The following is a 16,031-nucleotide window of genomic DNA, read 5'->3' as shown; positions in this document are numbered from 1 at the left end:
GACAAAAAGGGATTTATGAAGAATATTCAGATGTTTTCAGACCATGATATTTAAAGGGGGGATTCAAGCATGGGATGCCAGATAGATGAACTGAACGAAATAAAAAAACCAGGGTCAGGTATCGCTTATGGCTGTGACGAACTGGGGAAATTGAAAAGTGTACTTGTGCACACTCCGGGAGACGAGCTTTTTCTGGTTAGTGAGTCAAATTATAAGTACTGGCTCTATGATAGAGTCCCTGAAATTACAGAATATGTAAAAGAACATATAATGTATCAGGAACTGCTGGAATCAAATGGGGTAAAAGTCTATGAGCTTGCAGATTATGTTGAAGAAAACCTGGACCTTATAAGCAGAATGCCAAATCTAACCTTCCTTCACGATACTGCAGTGATTTCCAGAAAAGGAGCAATACTTTCAAAAATGCGCCCTCCTGCAAGGGAAAATGAAGAGGTTGTTGTAAAGGAAGCCCTGAATAAGCTGGGAATTCCCATATTCAATGAATTCAATGGAAGCGAAGGATTTTTCGAAGGCTGTCTCCTTCTCTCAAAAGATACCATTTTTGTTGCTGATACGGAGAGGCATACATATTCTTATATCCAGGAATTTATTTCAAATGTCCTTAATGAATTTAATGAAGTAATTTATGCCCGCGTTCCGAAAGCCAGGCGATATATGCATCCCGATACAGTTTTCAATAGAGTAAGAGAAGACCTTGCCCTTGCTTACCTTCCTGCTTTTGAAGAGACCTGCCTGTATACTGAAGGTTCCAGAGAGAAGATAGATTTTGAAGGATTTATGCTGGAGGAAAAAGGAATGAAGATAATTTCTGTTTCGGACCCGGAGCAAAGCCGCCTTGCCTGTTCTTTTGTTCCTCTGGAGAGCGGAACTATTTTTCATTACGATATTGCACTTGACATGGAAACAAGAAGAAAGCTTTCACAGGAAGGTGTTGAGATTATCCCATTTCACCCTGAAGCCCTGCTCGCGGGCGGAGGAAGCCTGCGCTGTCATACATTGAAGCTATGCAGAAGAAAAAATTGAAAGCCTGGAGACCTGAGCTCCGAAAAACTGAAAGTTTGGGGTTAGAGGAAAAAGTCCAGAATAATCGACAATGAATAGATTATCAGAGTTAAGTGGTAAATAGGCAGTATCTTCATACCCGCAGAAGGACTTTTTTCTTTCCAGAGATAGAGGTTTGAGCCTGCAAGAAGTACAAAAGCTACAAAAAAGCCGTATAGAGCAATATTACCGAGCTCCCTGAGGAAGAAAATAGCTGTAAAGAAATGCAGGAGTGTAAACCCTGTGACCCAGTACATGGACCCCTTTGCGCCGTAAAGGACAGCTATAGACTTCATGCCTCTTGCCCTATCATTTTTCAGGTCAATAAAGTCATTCAGCCCGAGGTGTGCCATAGTCCAGGGGTAGAAGAAAATCATATAGAGCAGTATGGTCATATCCGGCTGCCCGTAGCAGAGATAGCCTGCTGCCGGAAAAAGGGTAAAATCCGTTCTTCCGAGAAGCTGGGCAATCGGATACTTCTGGTCTCTTTTTTTCACCTGGTAAAAAGCTTCAATGCCGTAAGAGTACAGCATGATTACAAAGACATAGAGAGAATTTGGGTAGGGAAGGGTAAAAATCAGGGTTGAAGTAATCCCCGCAAGCAGAATAAACAGCCATAAGGCATTTTTTGAAGATATCCTGCCTGATGGGAGAGGTCTCTCTTTAAAAGGCCTCCAGTACCCTGTCATGGTATTTTCCACATCAAGCTTATCCCTGTTCCTGTCCACATAGTCATTGAGCACAAAGCCGGCTTCAAACCCGATCAGGCCAATCAGTGCAGCTTTGATGATTAATGCCCAGGAAAAAACGCCGTAATTGGCAAAAGCAAGCACCAGCCCCGAACAGAAAAAAAGGGGCCAGGCAGGGAGAAAATGAGCGCGAGTGAGATCAAGGTAAGCTTTCAGGGTTTCTTTCATTCTTTGGCCTCAGTAACAATTGTGAGATTAAGGGAAGCCATTCCATAAAAATATGAGGAAAGGGAAAGGGCTTTCGACTTAATAACAGTGAGTTAGAGGATCTTACTCAAAAATGACTTTGTCCTCTCATTCTGAGCATTAAAGAAGATTTCCTGAGGCGTGCCTTTTTCGACTATGATACCGTCATCCATAAAGAGTACACGGTCCCCGACTTCTCTGGCAAAGCCCATTTCGTGTGTCACGACAATCATTGTCATGCCTTCTTTTGCCAGGTCTTTCATGACGTTCAACACTTCTCCTACCATTTCAGGGTCAAGTGCTGACGTGGGCTCGTCAAAGAGCATTACTTTCGGGCGCATGGCAAGGGCTCTTGCGATTGCAACCCTCTGCTGCTGCCCCCCGGAAAGGGAACTCGGGTACACATCGGCTTTGTCTTCAAGCCCTACTTTTTTAAGAAGATCATAAGCCCGGTCGTAAGCCTCTTTTTCAGGAAGCCCGCGTACCTTTATGGGAGCAAGGGCAACGTTTTTGAGGGCAGTCATGTGGGGGAAGAGGTTGAAGCGCTGAAAAACCATCCCGACTTCTTCGCGGATTTTGTTGATATTCACGCCGGGGGCCGTAATCTTTTCCCTGTTGATCCAGATTTCTCCCGAGGTAGGGGTTTCAAGAAGGTTGAGGCAGCGGAGGAAAGTACTTTTTCCGGAACCTGAGGGGCCGATAATGCAGACGACTTCGCTTTCGTCAATCTTTTCGGTTATTCCTTTAAGGACTTTCAGGTTTCCAAAACTTTTGTGGAGGTTATTCACTTCTATCACTTACACCAAGCCTCCTCTCAATATGATTAAGTACATGCGAAATGCCCATGGTCAATGCAAGGTATACAAAGGCAACTGAAATGTATGTAGGGAAAGCTGCAAAAGTTTTTGAAACGTAGAGCATTCCGTTCTTTGAGAGCTCATGCACGCTGATAATTGCAAGCAGGGACGAGTCTTTTAAAAGAGCAATGAACTCGTTTCCCAGGGGAGGAATAATCAGTCTTACAGCCTGAGGCATGATAACTTCCTTCATAGCCTGCCCTTCGGTCATACCCAGGGAACGGGCGGCTTCCATCTGACCCCTGTCAACGGATTTGATGCCTGCGCGTACGATCTCTGCATTGTAGGCTCCGCTGTTAATACTGCACACAGCAATCCCCGCAAGAATCGGATCGACCCTGAAAGGAACTCCTGTGATCCCTGTAATAAGGCCAGGAATTCCGTAGTAAAAAAGCAGGATCTGAACAAAAAGAGGGGTGCCCCTGATGAAGTCAACATACATGGAACCGGGAATTCTGAAGACAGACCTTTTAGAAAGCTTTCCAAAAGCTGCGATTGTCCCCAGGATCAGCCCGAAGAATATCGCAAAGGTAGTGACCTCTATGGTGATTACCGCTCCCCGTAACAAGCTGGGGAATACATTAATAGCGTGTTGAATATAGGACGCTAAGAGAGACAAGCTCTAACCTCAGTGATTTATAAATAAAATAATATAATACATTCGGAGAATATTACCTCTGTGATTATTACCCGCCTGATACCGTGAATCTATCAAGATATACACACCATTAAGTTCCTTTTCGGAACATGTCTCCGCAATAGCTTTCAGCGGCGTGTTTCAGATAGAGAATTCAAAGGAATATCAGTGGAAATACGCGTTTTACAGAAATATATAATGGAAAACACTTTTCCATTATATAAACTCAATCATTTGAAATTACCACATCAGGAGATATATTTTGAGCCTGAGATCCACTGGATTCAGTCAATAACAGAACAGGAATTAATCTAATTTAGATGACACCAGAAAAAAGAGAAGATAAGAAGAAAAGAGACTGAGAGCGGCATAATTATGCAGCTCTCGAGGTAAATTAAGTTAAGTTTATTCTTCCATGTACTTGGGCAGGTTTGCCTTAAGCTCATCATACTTGCCGCTTGCTTTGACATTCTCAAGGCCAGCATTGAGCTTCTGAAGGAGCTCTGTGTTGCCTGTGCGGACAGCAAACCCATAGGACTCACTGTTGAGAGGCTCGCCCACGATCTTGATCACATCGGGCTGGGCTGCAATGAAAGCTTCCGTGACTGGCAGGTCATTGATCATCGCGTCTGCGCCGCCGATTTTGAGTTCTTCAATGGCTTCATTGACGTGGGGGAAGTCTTTAATCTCAGCAATGACTCCGGCTTTCTTAAGTTCTTCTGCTTTCATGAAACCCGTGGAGCCAGTCTGAACAGCTACGGTTTTGCCCTTCAGGTCATCAACACTCTGGATCTCTTCATTGTCAGTGGTTACGGCAATAGCCAGACCTGCGGTGATATAGGGCTCACTGAAGTCAACCTCTCCTTCACGTTCTTCGGTAATAGTCATGCCTGAAGCAATAATGTCAATGTTTCCGGTCTGAAGGGCAGGGATCAGACCTGCAAAGTCCTGGTCGAGATATTCAACCTTAAAGCCCTGGTCTTCAGCAATTGCGTTCAGGAGATCAACGTCAAAACCAACAACATTCCCGCTGGAATCCACGATCTCAAAAGGCGGGAACTGGGCTTCAGTACCTACAATATAAGTGGGCATATCTCCAGCGGAAGCATCCCCTTCAGAACTGGATGTCTCTTCAACGGGGGCACTTTCACCGGTAGCCCCTTCTGCTGTTCCTTCTCCGCCCTTCTCGGCACAGCCGGCTGCAAAGACAACAGTAGTAATGACAAGGAGCAGTGCCATCATTTTTAACATTTTTTTCATATCAATACCTCTGAAAACTCTTCCTTAATATTGACTATGTAAGATAATTAAACTTCTATAAATAGTCGGGCAACAGATTAATAGCTTTGGAGTTGAAAATATTTTCTTGATAAAATAGAATAAGAACTTACGAAGTGTGGGTTGAAATTAAAATAGCAGATCTTTGAAACTCCCCAGCAGAATTAGCTTTTTTGAGAAAAAACAATAACAGAAAAGAGCATAGTGAAGCAGTGACCAGAGAGCTTCAGAGTGCAGTACCCGTAAGAAAATGAGATCTTTTTTGAACCATTTGAGGTATGTATGGTATTTTGTTGCCCACTGATAATGATAGAACAGAGTAACATCTGGCACTTATCTGGCACTTAGCATTTTAAAAATTAATTATCACAGAGTACAGAAACTATAACTAATCAAGTCAATTTCAAAAAGAGAAAGTTGTAGCCTGTGAAAGGCTACGCGGATTGTGACTTAGAACAAACTGCTTATGCAGTTGTGTTTTCTTCAGCAGCGGCGTCGTCAGCAGCGTCATCAGCGGTGGCGTCATCAGCGGTGGCGTCATCAGCGGTGGCGTCGTCAGCGGCTGCATCAACATCTTCAGCGTCAGCGGCTTCAGTGGTGTCGGCAGTGACTTCTTCAGTGTCAGTGACTTCAGTCTCAAGGGCTTCATCAGCAGGAGCTGCTTCTTCAGCAGGAGCTGCTGCTTCTTCTACTCCTTCTTCAACAGGTGCTTCTTCAGCTACGGGGGTTTCTTCTACAGCTTCTTCAGTAGCTCCTTCCTCTGTCTTTTCAGCACAGCCGGCTGCAAAGACAACAGTAGCAATAACAAGGAGCATTGCCATAATCTTTAACATTTTTTTCATTAGTTTTACCTCTAAAAGTTCTCTTCCTTTTTTACACCCATCTCATACAAATTCATGAGACTTTCATATGAGATATTTATGCATGACCAATCAATCAGATTAAAACCTTTCGATTTGGTAAAAAAATAAGAGAACGAAGGGGTCACGAATATTCATATAAATAGCCGATTAGAGAGATATACATTAATTGTTTGACAATATAAAAGCCTATTTTTGAAATTAAAGAGAGAATACGTTATTAAACAGCCTGACGAGGAGTAATAAAAGCAGAAATTGAAAGGAGGAAGATTACAGATCGGCAGAAAAGCACTTAAAAATATAAAAGTGTTACCATGTCGCGGCGGCTGTTAAACATAAAAACCTTAAGTACAAAGGTAATTAAACAAGAAATGTTGAGGGCAAGATTCTGAATAACTACAAAACCCTGAGAAGCTCTGGAAAAGCACAAAAAGAAATCAAAAACTCTATATTTATCGGGTATGCCAGGCTCGTGAAAAACGAAAACGAAGCAAAAGCTTTTATAAATGAAATAAAAAGGTTGCATGAAGACGCAGATCATAATGTTTCAGCTTATCTTGTAAAAGAAGAAGGTTCTTTTGCCCTCAAATACGATGATGACGGAGAGCCTGCCGGCAGCTCCGGAAAACCTGTTTTTAAGGTTATAGAATCTAAAGGGCTCTGCAATACTGCTGTTGTCGTGACCCGGTACTTCGGAGGAACAAAGCTGGGCTTTGGGGGACTTTCCAGGGCTTACAGGGAAACCGCAGTTTCAGCTATTGAAGACGCAGGTATTGTCGAGGTCTTTGAAGAGCTAAGGTTCACGGCACGTTTCGGATATCCGGAGCTTCAGAAGGTAAAGAAGCTGGTAGAGGAATACGGAAGAATAGAGCAGGAAAAATACACCGATATGATCGAACTTTGTTTTCTCATAAAAAAGGATTTTGAAGAAGAATTTCGTGAAAAACTGACAGAACTCACACGAAACAAAATTGAGCTTAGAAAGGCTTAATCAGAGAATTCAGTCCTTTACCCGGATGAAGCTCAGAGGAATATTCTCTAAAAAAGAAAACACTGAAATTCAGGAAATCGCTAAAAAGTATGGAAGACATATATTAGCAGGGGATTCTCAAGAAGCTCTCCAGCTATTGAGCAATTCTGCGCTGGAAACGTCTTAAGCAAAGAAAACAGGTTAAACCTGAAACTTAGTCCTCAGGTGAAAGCACATTATATCAAATAACCCGTACTGAAACTCGAGAGGGAATATTGGAAGTGTAACTTTGAAGCGTAACATATTTTCAATTACATTTATTTCAGTTGTTTTATTCATTGTACTGGGCGCATGTGCAGGATCTGCTGCCAGCGAGGCCTTGAAAGGAACCGAGCAGGAAATTAACTCGGCATTTAGCAACCAGATTACACCTGTAATCTCAGGGGACTATATTGTCTGGCAGGACGAACGGGATGGAAACTGGGACATTTATCTGTATGATATGTCCGTCGGAAGAACCGAATCCGCCCTGTTCTCAGGGTCAAAAGATGAAATAGAGCCCGCAATAGACGGCAGCCGTGTTGTTGTGGCGGACAACAGGAGAGGCAACTATGATATTTATATGTACGATATTGCCTCCAAAAAGGAAACCCGGATTACTTCTGACAAAACTGAGCAGAAGGAACCCGCAATCTCAGGAGACATAATTGTCTGGACAGACCGCAGGAACCAGAATACGGATATTTACATGTTTGATCTTACTTCCAGCAAGGAAACCCAGGTAACAGCAGATAAAGCTGACCAGAGCCAGCCTGCGATTTCGGGAAATATCATAGTCTGGAAGGATATGCGCAACGGGAATGAAGATATTTACATGTACGATATCAGTACAGGAAAAGAAACCCCTGTAGTCACAGACCCTGCAGCACAGACAAACCCTGTTGTAGAAGGAGACTATATTATCTGGGAAGACAGGCGTGCAGGAAACCTTGACATTTATATGTACGAAATTTCCACCGGGAAAATAACACCTGTTTGCATTGATCCTGACCCGCAGAAAACCCCTGCTATCTCAAACGGAAGAATAGTCTGGGCTGACGGGAGGACTAAGGGAACAAATATCTATATATACGACATAGCTTCAGGGCAGGAGAAAACAGTTTCTACCGCATCTGAATATGAAAGCAACCCTTCAATTGACGACAGCAGGATAGTCTGGCAGGACAAGCGCAAAGGAACCATGGACATTTTTATGTTCACGGAAGACGCTTCTGAAACTGGAGCAGCTGCAGGGGAAGAGACCGGGGCTGAAGCCGGAGCAGAGGCAAAAGCATCTCTCGGAATATATCCAGTATCAGCTGCGGTTATAGCTGCTTATCTTATAATAACTTCAGGTAAAGACCGAAGAAGAAAAATCTGAACCTGCAAAAATCCGAAAAATGAGCCGGGAAGAAGCCTGATTTGCAATATACATGACTGCTGCCAAAGGCTGGAATCCCGGCATCCATGATGGAGAACTTTTTTACGAAGCTGACCCTGCCTGAAACATCTGGGAGACAGAAATATCGGGCTTGAAGGCGTTGTTGAAAACGAAAAGAAATACCAGAAAGCCATGAAATTTAATGGGATTACAGTTCAATATCCCTTATGTGCCGCTCGTATTTCTCTTCCCATGCCGGAGCCGTTATGCAGATCTGCCTGAGGTTTCCTCGGAACCAGAACCTCTTTCCTGCAGGCACAACCACCACATCCCCTGCCCTGACTTGAAACTCCCTGTCCTCAACTACCCATGTGCCGGAGCCTGCAAGAATATAATAGAGAAAATCGCTTTTTTCATGAACAAATTCTTCTGCATGCCCGGTCTCAGTTTCCTGATAGAGAACGGCTGCATTTGAGGAGTCTTTTTTCGTGGTATAAATTCTCATGCGAACTCTGTGCTTCTCGATGATTTCCGATTTATCCGGTCTGAAAACCACGCAGGGAAATTCTTCCGAAACAGCAGAAGACTCAGAAAAACACTTTTCATCAGACGTATTAAACAAAAATAGATTCTTTTCAAACCCTCCCCGCTCCTGCCTTTTTTTCAGCCTTAGCGATTCAAGGGCCTCTTTTGAAAAGCCTCTGAGCTCTGCAATCCTGTAGATGACTTCAAGGAGGTCGGCAAGCTCTTCAAGCTCTTTGCTCTCAAGGTACTCAGCCAGTTCTTCTTCGAGCTTGCGCTCCAGCTCAACAAGAAATTCGGGATCTGAAAGTTCTTTTACAGCACAATCTTTGTCTGAATTCCGCAGGATTTCCGGAATTCTGTCCCTGATAGCTTTATTACCACTTTCTGCAGAAGATTTCATGAATCAGCCACCCTGAGTCAGGGAAATAGAATACATTTATTTAAAAAGATATAGATCCAATAAATATATATGTGCTATATGTATATCCATGCAGGATGTTTCTGGAGAGCAAAAAAGCGCATATGGAAGTAATAATCGGCTGCGTATTTTACAGCATGAATGGGCTTTTTATTTCCCGTATACATGATATGGATATTTCTCCAGTAATATTTTACAGATTGCTTTTCGGGCTTCTGTTCCTTTTTATGTATATAGTCGCAAGAGGAAAAACGCCGGACCTCAGGTTAAAGAAAAAGAAAGGAAGCCTGTTTCTGCAGGGAGTGCTCGTGGTTACATGCATGCTACTTTATTTTACCTGCCTTAAGATTACCTGCGTATCCATAGCAATATTACTCCAGTATACAGCTCCAATCTATGTAATGCTGGCATCTCCTATTCTCCTGAAAGAGAAGATAGGAAAGGAAAGTATAGCTGCCCTTTTCATTGCAATTACAGGAGTATTTCTTATAGTCAGGCCGGATGGCGGGCTTTCCGGCATTGAACTTACAGGCAGCTATATGCTGGGCATGACGGCAGGACTGCTTTCAGGAGTTGTTTTTGCGGCTCTGATCCTGAACGTAAAAATATTAAAAAAAGAGTATCCTGAGCTTGCGATTGTTTTCTGGCCTATGGGGATAGCGCTTTTGCTGCTCAGCCCTTCTGCATTTGATGTTTCTATAGATGTACTTTACAGCAACCTGACAGTGCTTGCAGCTTTCGGAATAGTCTCAATAGGTTTCGGAGAAATATTTACGATCCTCGGACTTGCCAACCTTAAAGCCCAGACAGGAAGCCTTCTCGCCCTGATAGAACCCGTCAGCGGAGTCTTTTTTGATATAGCCGTGCTAGGAATCGCACTGTCATCTGAAACTCTTGCAGGCTGCGCCTTAATTATAGGTTCTGCGTTGATTATAAGCCTTAAGGACCAGGAAAAGATTTCCGAAAAAAATGTCGAAGGACTTCCCGGAGGCATTTAAAAGGGCTTCCTCCCCGGATTCCTCCTGAAGGTTTACAGTGAAGAATACTCGTCCCTTGCCCTGAAAAGAGCTTTTATGTTCTCGAGCGGAGTATGAGGGGCAAGGCCGCAGCCCGGTGCTAGAATATCGATTCCGTCTTCAAGACATGCCCGGGCTTCGATAATAACCTCTTCAGTGCCTTTCATCAATAAGGTATCAGAAGGAGAAACATTCCCTATAAGGCGCACCCGGTCTCCCACAATCTCCTTTGCAAAACTGACCTGTACTTTCTCTTCAATGCTTATCCCTTCAAATCCGGCACCTGCCAGAGGGTCAAGGACAGCCGTGGCATCCCCGCACATATGGAGGATTTTTAAGCCTTTGACCTCTTTGCAGAATTTCCTGTAGAGTGGAAAAACCGAGGTCTCAAACATCTCAGGGGCAATAATATCAGGCCCGGCTTCAGAGTCAATCAGAGTTACCGCATCTGCCCCTCTTTCCAGCAAACCATTGGCGTATTCTATACAGGCTTCCATTACAGTTCCCATCAGTTCTTCAACGACTTCAGGGTTTGTGACAAACCACATGAGATAGTTTTTCATGCCCGCAAGCATGGAGGCAAGTCCGGCAGGTCCTACGACTCCGGCGACAACAGGAACGCCATCACCCACATGCTCTTTGAGTATCCCGACCGCATCCAGCACTACCGATGTCCGCCTGCTTTCGAGAAGGGAATCAGGAACTGAAATATTTTTTACATCGCTCTTTTTCTTGCACGGGAAATCAGTCACATAAGGCTGTATATCAACACTGCCTTCAGCTACCTTACATCCCAGAGTTTCTGCAAGCACTGTAGTGCAGAAAGGACAGCGCACGTTTTCAAACCCTGCAATCTCATATCCTCCCAGGGCAAGTGCCGCCATTTTACCTGCATCATAATTAGCCTGAGGCCAGTATGATCCTGTCATTTCCATAAGTTCAACAGTGCCGGTCTGAGTCACGGAACAGACAGGGACCATGTCAGGGGATTCACCTTTCAGCGCCTTTTTAAATCTCGTGTTCAGGGTAAATTCACTCATTATTTCACCAGATATAATCCAGAGGTTCATGATTGTTGAAAACGGCATCAGCTCAACTAATGATGTTCTGAGGATATTTATTTTATAATATACAGAGGAGCAGGTATAAAAAAATATAAATCAAATACTCAACAGATGTTAGGTAGAATTGACGGGGTGAGAGAAAAAAATGGAAAAATAGGAAACTAATAAGCAAAAGAAACAGTGGATGGTTCTTGCCTTTGCTACAGGTGCAGCTCTTGGAAGCCTGTATGGAGCTTTTATTCTCGGACCTGCACTCGAGAGTATTGTGGAAGGAACGGCAATAGGCATCGCAATAGGAATCGGGGCTGGGGTGAGCCTGGGGGCTTTCTATGAAGTAGGGACCAGACACGAAAAAATGAACAAAAAAGAAACTCAGCTGCTTATCGCTGTGCTAGTTGCAACTTTGCTTCTGGTGATGTCAACTGCATTTATGGCTTATTCGGGTACTGCTTAATTAAGGATCAGGACATGTAAACATTTTACAGGCAGGTTTAATCTCAGTAAAGGTTTAACTGCTTGTTTTTGATGCTCGAATCAGCATATATACAGATGATTAATCGTTAATCAGATTGAATCTCCTCACCCATGAAACCAGCTTTATTCTCTGCTGAAACTATTCTCCAGTTTCCAGGCGGCACCTTAATTTCAAACCTGGCGCCTTCTCCTTCAATTCCAGTTTCAATAATTTCCATGCCTGTAATGGAAAGTATGCCTCTGACAAGGAAAAGCCCAAGACCGGTGTTTCTGCCTACGGATTTTTCGAAAATAAGGTCTTTCATAACAGAAGAGACCCCTATGCCGTTGTCCTTTACTTCAATTACAATACTTTCCCCATCTATACGAGAGCTTACATCAATCTCACTGACATGCTCACCGTGAGCTCTTGCATTGTCAAAAAGATTGTAAAAAGCTTTTTTGAGCAGGGGGTCAGCATAGATTTCAAGACCTTTGTCCTCTATAGAAAACTTTATTCCCTGCCCTGAGAAGGCGAAAGCTGCCTCTTTTGCAATGCTGCTTATGGACTGCCATGCAGGAGAAACGACTCCGAGCTCCTGATAGTCTTTGGTGAAAATAATCTGGCTATGGATTGTTTCAATTCCTTTGTTAAGATTTCGCAGGTACTTCGAGATCCTGGGATCTCCCCTTACATTCGGAGGAAGCATTTCAGAAATCAGCTCGGTATACCCTGAAAGTACATTCACCTGATTGAGGATATCGTGCCTGGTAATATTACTCATGAGGTTAATCTTTTTATTTGCCTGTTTCAATGCATCCTGGTATCGGTATATCTCCGTGATATCATGTATCATTACCAGCTTGCCTTCCGCATCATCTCTTGTCATAAGAGGGCTGATACTGACAGTAAAGAACCTTGTTTCCGAACCGATCTGAAGTGAGATTTCCCTGCCAAAATTTCCTTCAGGCGTACGGCCTAAAATATCCACCTCCTCTCCAAAAAGACAGCCCAGGTCTTTTCCTATAACCTCTTTTCTTGCTTTTCCTGCAAGTTCAAGTGCTGCCTTGTTAATGTCTGCTATTGAGTTTGAAGTGTCCACAACGATATATCCATCGTTCATGGATTCTATAACGCTTTCTCTGGCAACTGGAACAATATTAAGGAATTCATGCTGGATTGTGCCCCAGAAGAGAATCAAACCTGTTATTGCAAGGGAAAATGGAGTTGGGTCAAGGAATTCGAAGGGCCCTATATCTGCCAGGTGAAGTACGTTACCAAGAACTGGAACACAGGCAGCAGTAAGGGCTATCCCTGCCTGGGAACCATAAGGTGCTGTAAGCTGGATAAATTGCTTGAAAAAGAGGAAGATTCCAAGTATGAGTAAAACAAAAGAATAGAGATAAAATATCCAGAAAAATGGTCCATGCGTAATTATAAGGAGAGGAAAGCCTTCGCTGGAGTATCCAAGATTTAAACCTTCGAAGAACAGTCCATGGACATTGTTTGTGATCATCAATAGAATTGCAAGGCAGGGAAAAAGATAAAGCAGTTTCTCATACTTCCGTGCAAAAGACCTGTATACTCCGGAATATTCGGCTGCAAATAAAAACCACGCTACAGGAGTAAAGCCAATCCCAAGGTACTGGAGGCGGGCAAATAAATATTTGTATTCAATATCCAGGAATCCGATTTCAAAAGCATAATTTACGGACCAGAGCGCCATACAGAGCATAACTACTGTAAAATGTTTTGCATAAGGCGATCTGCGGTAATTAAAGACTTTGTATGCCCTGATCGCAAGTAAGGTGGATATGAGCCCTGAAAAAATCAATAATCCCATAAAGGGAACCGCATCTATGTGGATTTGCAGGCTGATAAGATGACCTTCCTTGTTTCAATTATTATTATGCGAATTTGGAGAGTCAGGAAATAAAAGTAAAAAAAACCCAGACGTTTTATTCATTACATAAAGACTTACTATATAAAGTTATGTACCAGCATGAGGAAAGGATAACCTGCGGATAGTGTATTTACTGCATATATCCAGAAAATGAGAGATTAAAATGAATAAGTACTCTCAGTAAAAGGGAACAATTTTTTGCTAAGATCTAATATTCAATACAATATAATGAGTTTTCAGACCACTGTTCAAAACAATCCGGATATATTTACAGACACCTCCCCAATAAGAGGTCAGCCCACCATTGAACCTTGAGTATTCCAGAGTTTCCTTACTTTTCATTACCTCAGGATTATTGTTTTTGAATAGTCTCCAGCTCTATTAATGCTCTATGAATTTTCTTCTATACTTAATAACCTTTCCTCTTATTATAGCATGTGTCTTTCATTATAGTATGTATATTTTATTATAGTATGTATCTTCCATCTGGAATCGCGTACCTCAGACCTTAAAGATGGAGATCCATAAAGGAGAGATCCAGAAAAATTGATGTTTATGTGCTTACCAGACCCCATTGTTTTTAAGAGTTGCAAGGATATTGTTAAATTCGCTGTTAAACCTGCACTTTCCAAAATCTGGTGTGTCCAGAATTTTTTGTTTTATATCCTGAAGCCTGCCCATAGAGCATCCTGCCCCTTCAGGATCTGAGAATCCGGATTTTCCGTAATTCCCGAGAGGCACAACATTCTCTTCCAGAATTTCCAGAAACCTGGGATCAAGATCATTTGTAAAATAAAACTGTAATAAGCCGATTATTCCATCCAGTTCAAAATTATTAAGAGCCGATTCCAGAAACCAGAATGAAAATGGGAAATAATGTTCCTTTAGAGAAAAATAATCCGAAACAGTAAGGATCTTACCTGTTAACTCTAATGAAGGACTCCTTTAATCTGCTCCTTAAAGGCTAAAAATTCTCTCAGGGATATAGTTTTTCATAAAGATGTTCAAGCATTAAGGAGGATAATAACCTGATCCTGCTCCCGCAGCATAGGAGTCAGGGGATTGATCCTTTTACACAGCAAAGATCTATACCTTCAAGGTCTCAGTAATTCCGACAGGAAAAACTGGAATTCTACCCTGAGAGCACTTTTACCTCATGGTTAGAAAATGTTAAAATATATAAACTTGTTCATAAAAATCTAAATGTAAAATAATGACGAATCAGGTACTTAAAAAACCGTAGCGAAAGAAAAAAGATAAAAATTAAAAAACAGATTGAAATTTAAATTCGAAGCCAAAACTCAATAAGTAACAGATGAAGTAACAGATCAGAAATGAAAGAATCTCATGAAAAGAAAAGTAAAGTTTCTGAATAAATCCCGGATAAGGGTTATTCAGAGAATCTCATGTTAAAGCAGGCTTAGAATCCCGGAGACTTCTTCATCAAACCCGTATTTTTTAAAGTTAGAGCTTTCCAGAATCCTTTGCTTGATATAATAGAGTACGCTCAGAAGGCTTTCATCACTTTCAGACTCCATGTCTCCTGCATATGGGTGAATATTTTCCTCAAGTGCGTCCAGAAGCCTGGGGTCAATGCCATCTCCAAAGTAAGCATCTACAACCAGAAGATCTGAAATCTGCTCATAGAAGCCTGTAAGCTCATCGAGCCAGTTCGCAGTACTGTATCCTGCCGCATATTTCTGCTGGTGAAGGAACATGAGATAGCCGGAAATATCGGTGATCAGGTCCTCAGTCAGCCGATCTTCTGGAAACACAATCGGGAAACGTTTAATTACTGCAGGGGTTACAGAGTTTGAATAAATCATCTCAGACTCACAGACCGAAGGGAAAAGCCTGGAAATCTGGCTGTTAAGCACTGCAGTCACATAAGGATACTTTTCCGGGTCTTTGAGCACAATGCCGCAGCCGTCCTCAAATACATGGTTTCCGGAAGTATCGTATGCTGCCTGCAAACGGTAACCTTCGGTAGCAATGATCTTGGGAGTATTGAGGTACTCCAGAAGTTTTCTGCCTCTTACACTGTAGTCTGCAGACTCAAGAGGTGAACTGTCGTGATCGAATAGATTTTTGAATTCCAGAATTCTCCCGTATGTAAGAGGGAACCTGACTTTCAGTTCTTCTGGAGGAATTATTCTGCACTCTTTCCTGCTGCCTTTTTCTGACAGATCATATGGAAGCATAAAACGATAAGGTGAAGAGTTAAATGCAAATTTTTCGGAAAAGGCGCCTGAGACATAGGGATAGATAAGCTCGGACTCTAAAATTATGGGTTTACAGAGACCTTCACAAAGGTAAAGCGACTCAGAATCGCTTCCTTCCGGGACGGTAAGCCTGTGCAGCAAACCGTTTTTTGTGCTGATTCCTCCGAAGATGCTTTCGGAGAGATCTCCAAGCGTGATAGGGAATTCACAGATCTTTTCTACAATTTTGTTTTCGTTCAGGAACATCTATTTTTCACTTCTGTAGAAGTATATTGAGAAAATTCATTTTCTCCTGTTTTTTATTCTCAGAGTCGGATCTAGCCTGAGTTTTCGAAAAATAATACTATCTCAGCCTTTCTAGACTCGATGCCCCATTAAATCATCAAAGTCCTGACTGAACTGCAGGGTTA

16 protein-coding genes are annotated in these 16,031 nt (G+C 42.5%); 6 read left to right on the top strand and 10 right to left on the bottom strand.

Annotated elements, in window-relative coordinates:
* The first annotated feature begins 69 nt into the window (after window positions 1-69).
* On the top strand, window positions 70-1,044 hold the full coding sequence (locus tag PLL47_RS04525; protein ID WP_324445011.1) for an arginine deiminase family protein: 975 nt from the start codon (window positions 70-72) through the stop codon (window positions 1,042-1,044).
* A gap of 41 nt (window positions 1,045-1,085) precedes the next feature.
* Here the strand turns inward: PLL47_RS04525 and PLL47_RS04520 are convergent, their stop codons facing one another.
* From PLL47_RS04520 to PLL47_RS04500, 5 genes are all read right to left on the bottom strand, one after another.
* Complete coding sequence (locus PLL47_RS04520; RefSeq protein WP_324445010.1) at window positions 1,086-1,979, bottom strand: prenyltransferase; 894 nt, start codon at window positions 1,977-1,979, stop codon at window positions 1,086-1,088.
* Between the two features lie 92 nt (window positions 1,980-2,071).
* A complete protein-coding gene (locus PLL47_RS04515; protein ID WP_324445009.1) occupies window positions 2,072-2,794 on the bottom strand; it encodes an amino acid ABC transporter ATP-binding protein in 723 nt (240 codons plus the stop codon).
* Window positions 2,778-3,473: an amino acid ABC transporter permease gene (locus PLL47_RS04510; RefSeq protein WP_324445008.1), complete on the bottom strand. Its 696-nt coding sequence runs from the start codon at window positions 3,471-3,473 to the stop codon at window positions 2,778-2,780. Before PLL47_RS04510 ends, PLL47_RS04515 begins: the two co-directional genes overlap by 17 nt.
* A gap of 423 nt (window positions 3,474-3,896) precedes the next feature.
* Window positions 3,897-4,751 (bottom strand): basic amino acid ABC transporter substrate-binding protein, encoded by an 855-nt coding sequence (locus tag PLL47_RS04505; RefSeq protein WP_324445007.1) that lies wholly within the window; start codon window positions 4,749-4,751, stop codon window positions 3,897-3,899.
* 482 nt (window positions 4,752-5,233) lie between these two features.
* Window positions 5,234-5,611 carry a hypothetical protein gene (locus PLL47_RS04500; RefSeq protein WP_324445006.1) on the bottom strand — a complete coding sequence of 126 codons (378 nt, stop codon included), beginning with the start codon at window positions 5,609-5,611 and terminating at the stop codon, window positions 5,234-5,236.
* Between the two features lie 403 nt (window positions 5,612-6,014).
* Here PLL47_RS04500 and PLL47_RS04495 point away from each other — a divergent pair, with 403 nt between their 5' ends.
* The 3 genes from PLL47_RS04495 (at window position 6,015) to PLL47_RS04485 (ending at window position 8,019) form a co-directional block, all read left to right on the top strand.
* Window positions 6,015-6,620 (top strand): IMPACT family protein, encoded by a 606-nt coding sequence (locus tag PLL47_RS04495; protein WP_324445035.1) that lies wholly within the window; start codon window positions 6,015-6,017, stop codon window positions 6,618-6,620.
* Between the two features lie 25 nt (window positions 6,621-6,645).
* A complete protein-coding gene (locus tag PLL47_RS04490) occupies window positions 6,646-6,786 on the top strand; it encodes a hypothetical protein (protein WP_324445005.1) in 141 nt (46 codons plus the stop codon).
* Between the two features lie 102 nt (window positions 6,787-6,888).
* The gene (locus tag PLL47_RS04485; RefSeq protein ID WP_324445004.1) at window positions 6,889-8,019 is read left to right on the top strand and encodes a hypothetical protein; all 1,131 of its coding nucleotides are present in this window, start codon (window positions 6,889-6,891) and stop codon (window positions 8,017-8,019) included.
* A gap of 208 nt (window positions 8,020-8,227) precedes the next feature.
* Here PLL47_RS04485 and PLL47_RS04480 read toward each other — a convergent pair whose 3' ends face one another.
* Window positions 8,228-8,944, bottom strand: coding sequence for a cupin domain-containing protein (locus PLL47_RS04480; protein ID WP_324445003.1), 717 nt, complete (start codon window positions 8,942-8,944; stop codon window positions 8,228-8,230).
* 95 nt (window positions 8,945-9,039) lie between these two features.
* Here PLL47_RS04480 and PLL47_RS04475 point away from each other — a divergent pair, with 95 nt between their 5' ends.
* On the top strand, window positions 9,040-9,960 hold the full coding sequence (locus PLL47_RS04475; protein WP_324445002.1) for a DMT family transporter: 921 nt from the start codon (window positions 9,040-9,042) through the stop codon (window positions 9,958-9,960).
* Window positions 9,961-9,992: 32 nt separating this feature from the next.
* On the opposite strand, the gene mtaA is transcribed toward PLL47_RS04475, so the two are convergent.
* Window positions 9,993-11,018, bottom strand: a complete 1,026-nt coding sequence (mtaA, locus tag PLL47_RS04470) for a methylcobamide:CoM methyltransferase MtaA (protein WP_324445001.1) — start codon at window positions 11,016-11,018, stop codon at window positions 9,993-9,995.
* 208 nt (window positions 11,019-11,226) lie between these two features.
* Here mtaA and PLL47_RS04465 point away from each other — a divergent pair, with 208 nt between their 5' ends.
* Window positions 11,227-11,496, top strand: coding sequence for a hypothetical protein (locus tag PLL47_RS04465; protein ID WP_324445000.1), 270 nt, complete (start codon window positions 11,227-11,229; stop codon window positions 11,494-11,496).
* Window positions 11,497-11,602: 106 nt separating this feature from the next.
* Here PLL47_RS04465 and PLL47_RS04460 read toward each other — a convergent pair whose 3' ends face one another.
* The 3 genes from PLL47_RS04460 to PLL47_RS04450 all read right to left on the bottom strand — a co-directional run bounded on the left by PLL47_RS04460 (window position 11,603) and on the right by PLL47_RS04450 (window position 15,867).
* The gene (locus tag PLL47_RS04460) at window positions 11,603-13,339 is read right to left on the bottom strand and encodes a histidine kinase N-terminal 7TM domain-containing protein (protein ID WP_324444999.1); all 1,737 of its coding nucleotides are present in this window, start codon (window positions 13,337-13,339) and stop codon (window positions 11,603-11,605) included.
* 621 nt (window positions 13,340-13,960) lie between these two features.
* Complete coding sequence (locus tag PLL47_RS04455; RefSeq protein WP_324444998.1) at window positions 13,961-14,140, bottom strand: hypothetical protein; 180 nt, start codon at window positions 14,138-14,140, stop codon at window positions 13,961-13,963.
* Between the two features lie 668 nt (window positions 14,141-14,808).
* Window positions 14,809-15,867, bottom strand: coding sequence for a hypothetical protein (locus tag PLL47_RS04450; protein ID WP_324444997.1), 1,059 nt, complete (start codon window positions 15,865-15,867; stop codon window positions 14,809-14,811).
* Between the last annotated feature and the right edge of the window lie 164 nt (window positions 15,868-16,031).

This window comes from Methanosarcina sp. (genome assembly GCF_035390745.1).
GTDB lineage: Archaea > Halobacteriota > Methanosarcinia > Methanosarcinales > Methanosarcinaceae > Methanosarcina.
Note: the sequence above shows the minus strand (reverse complement) of the source record. Positions and strands in the feature narration are given on the sequence as shown.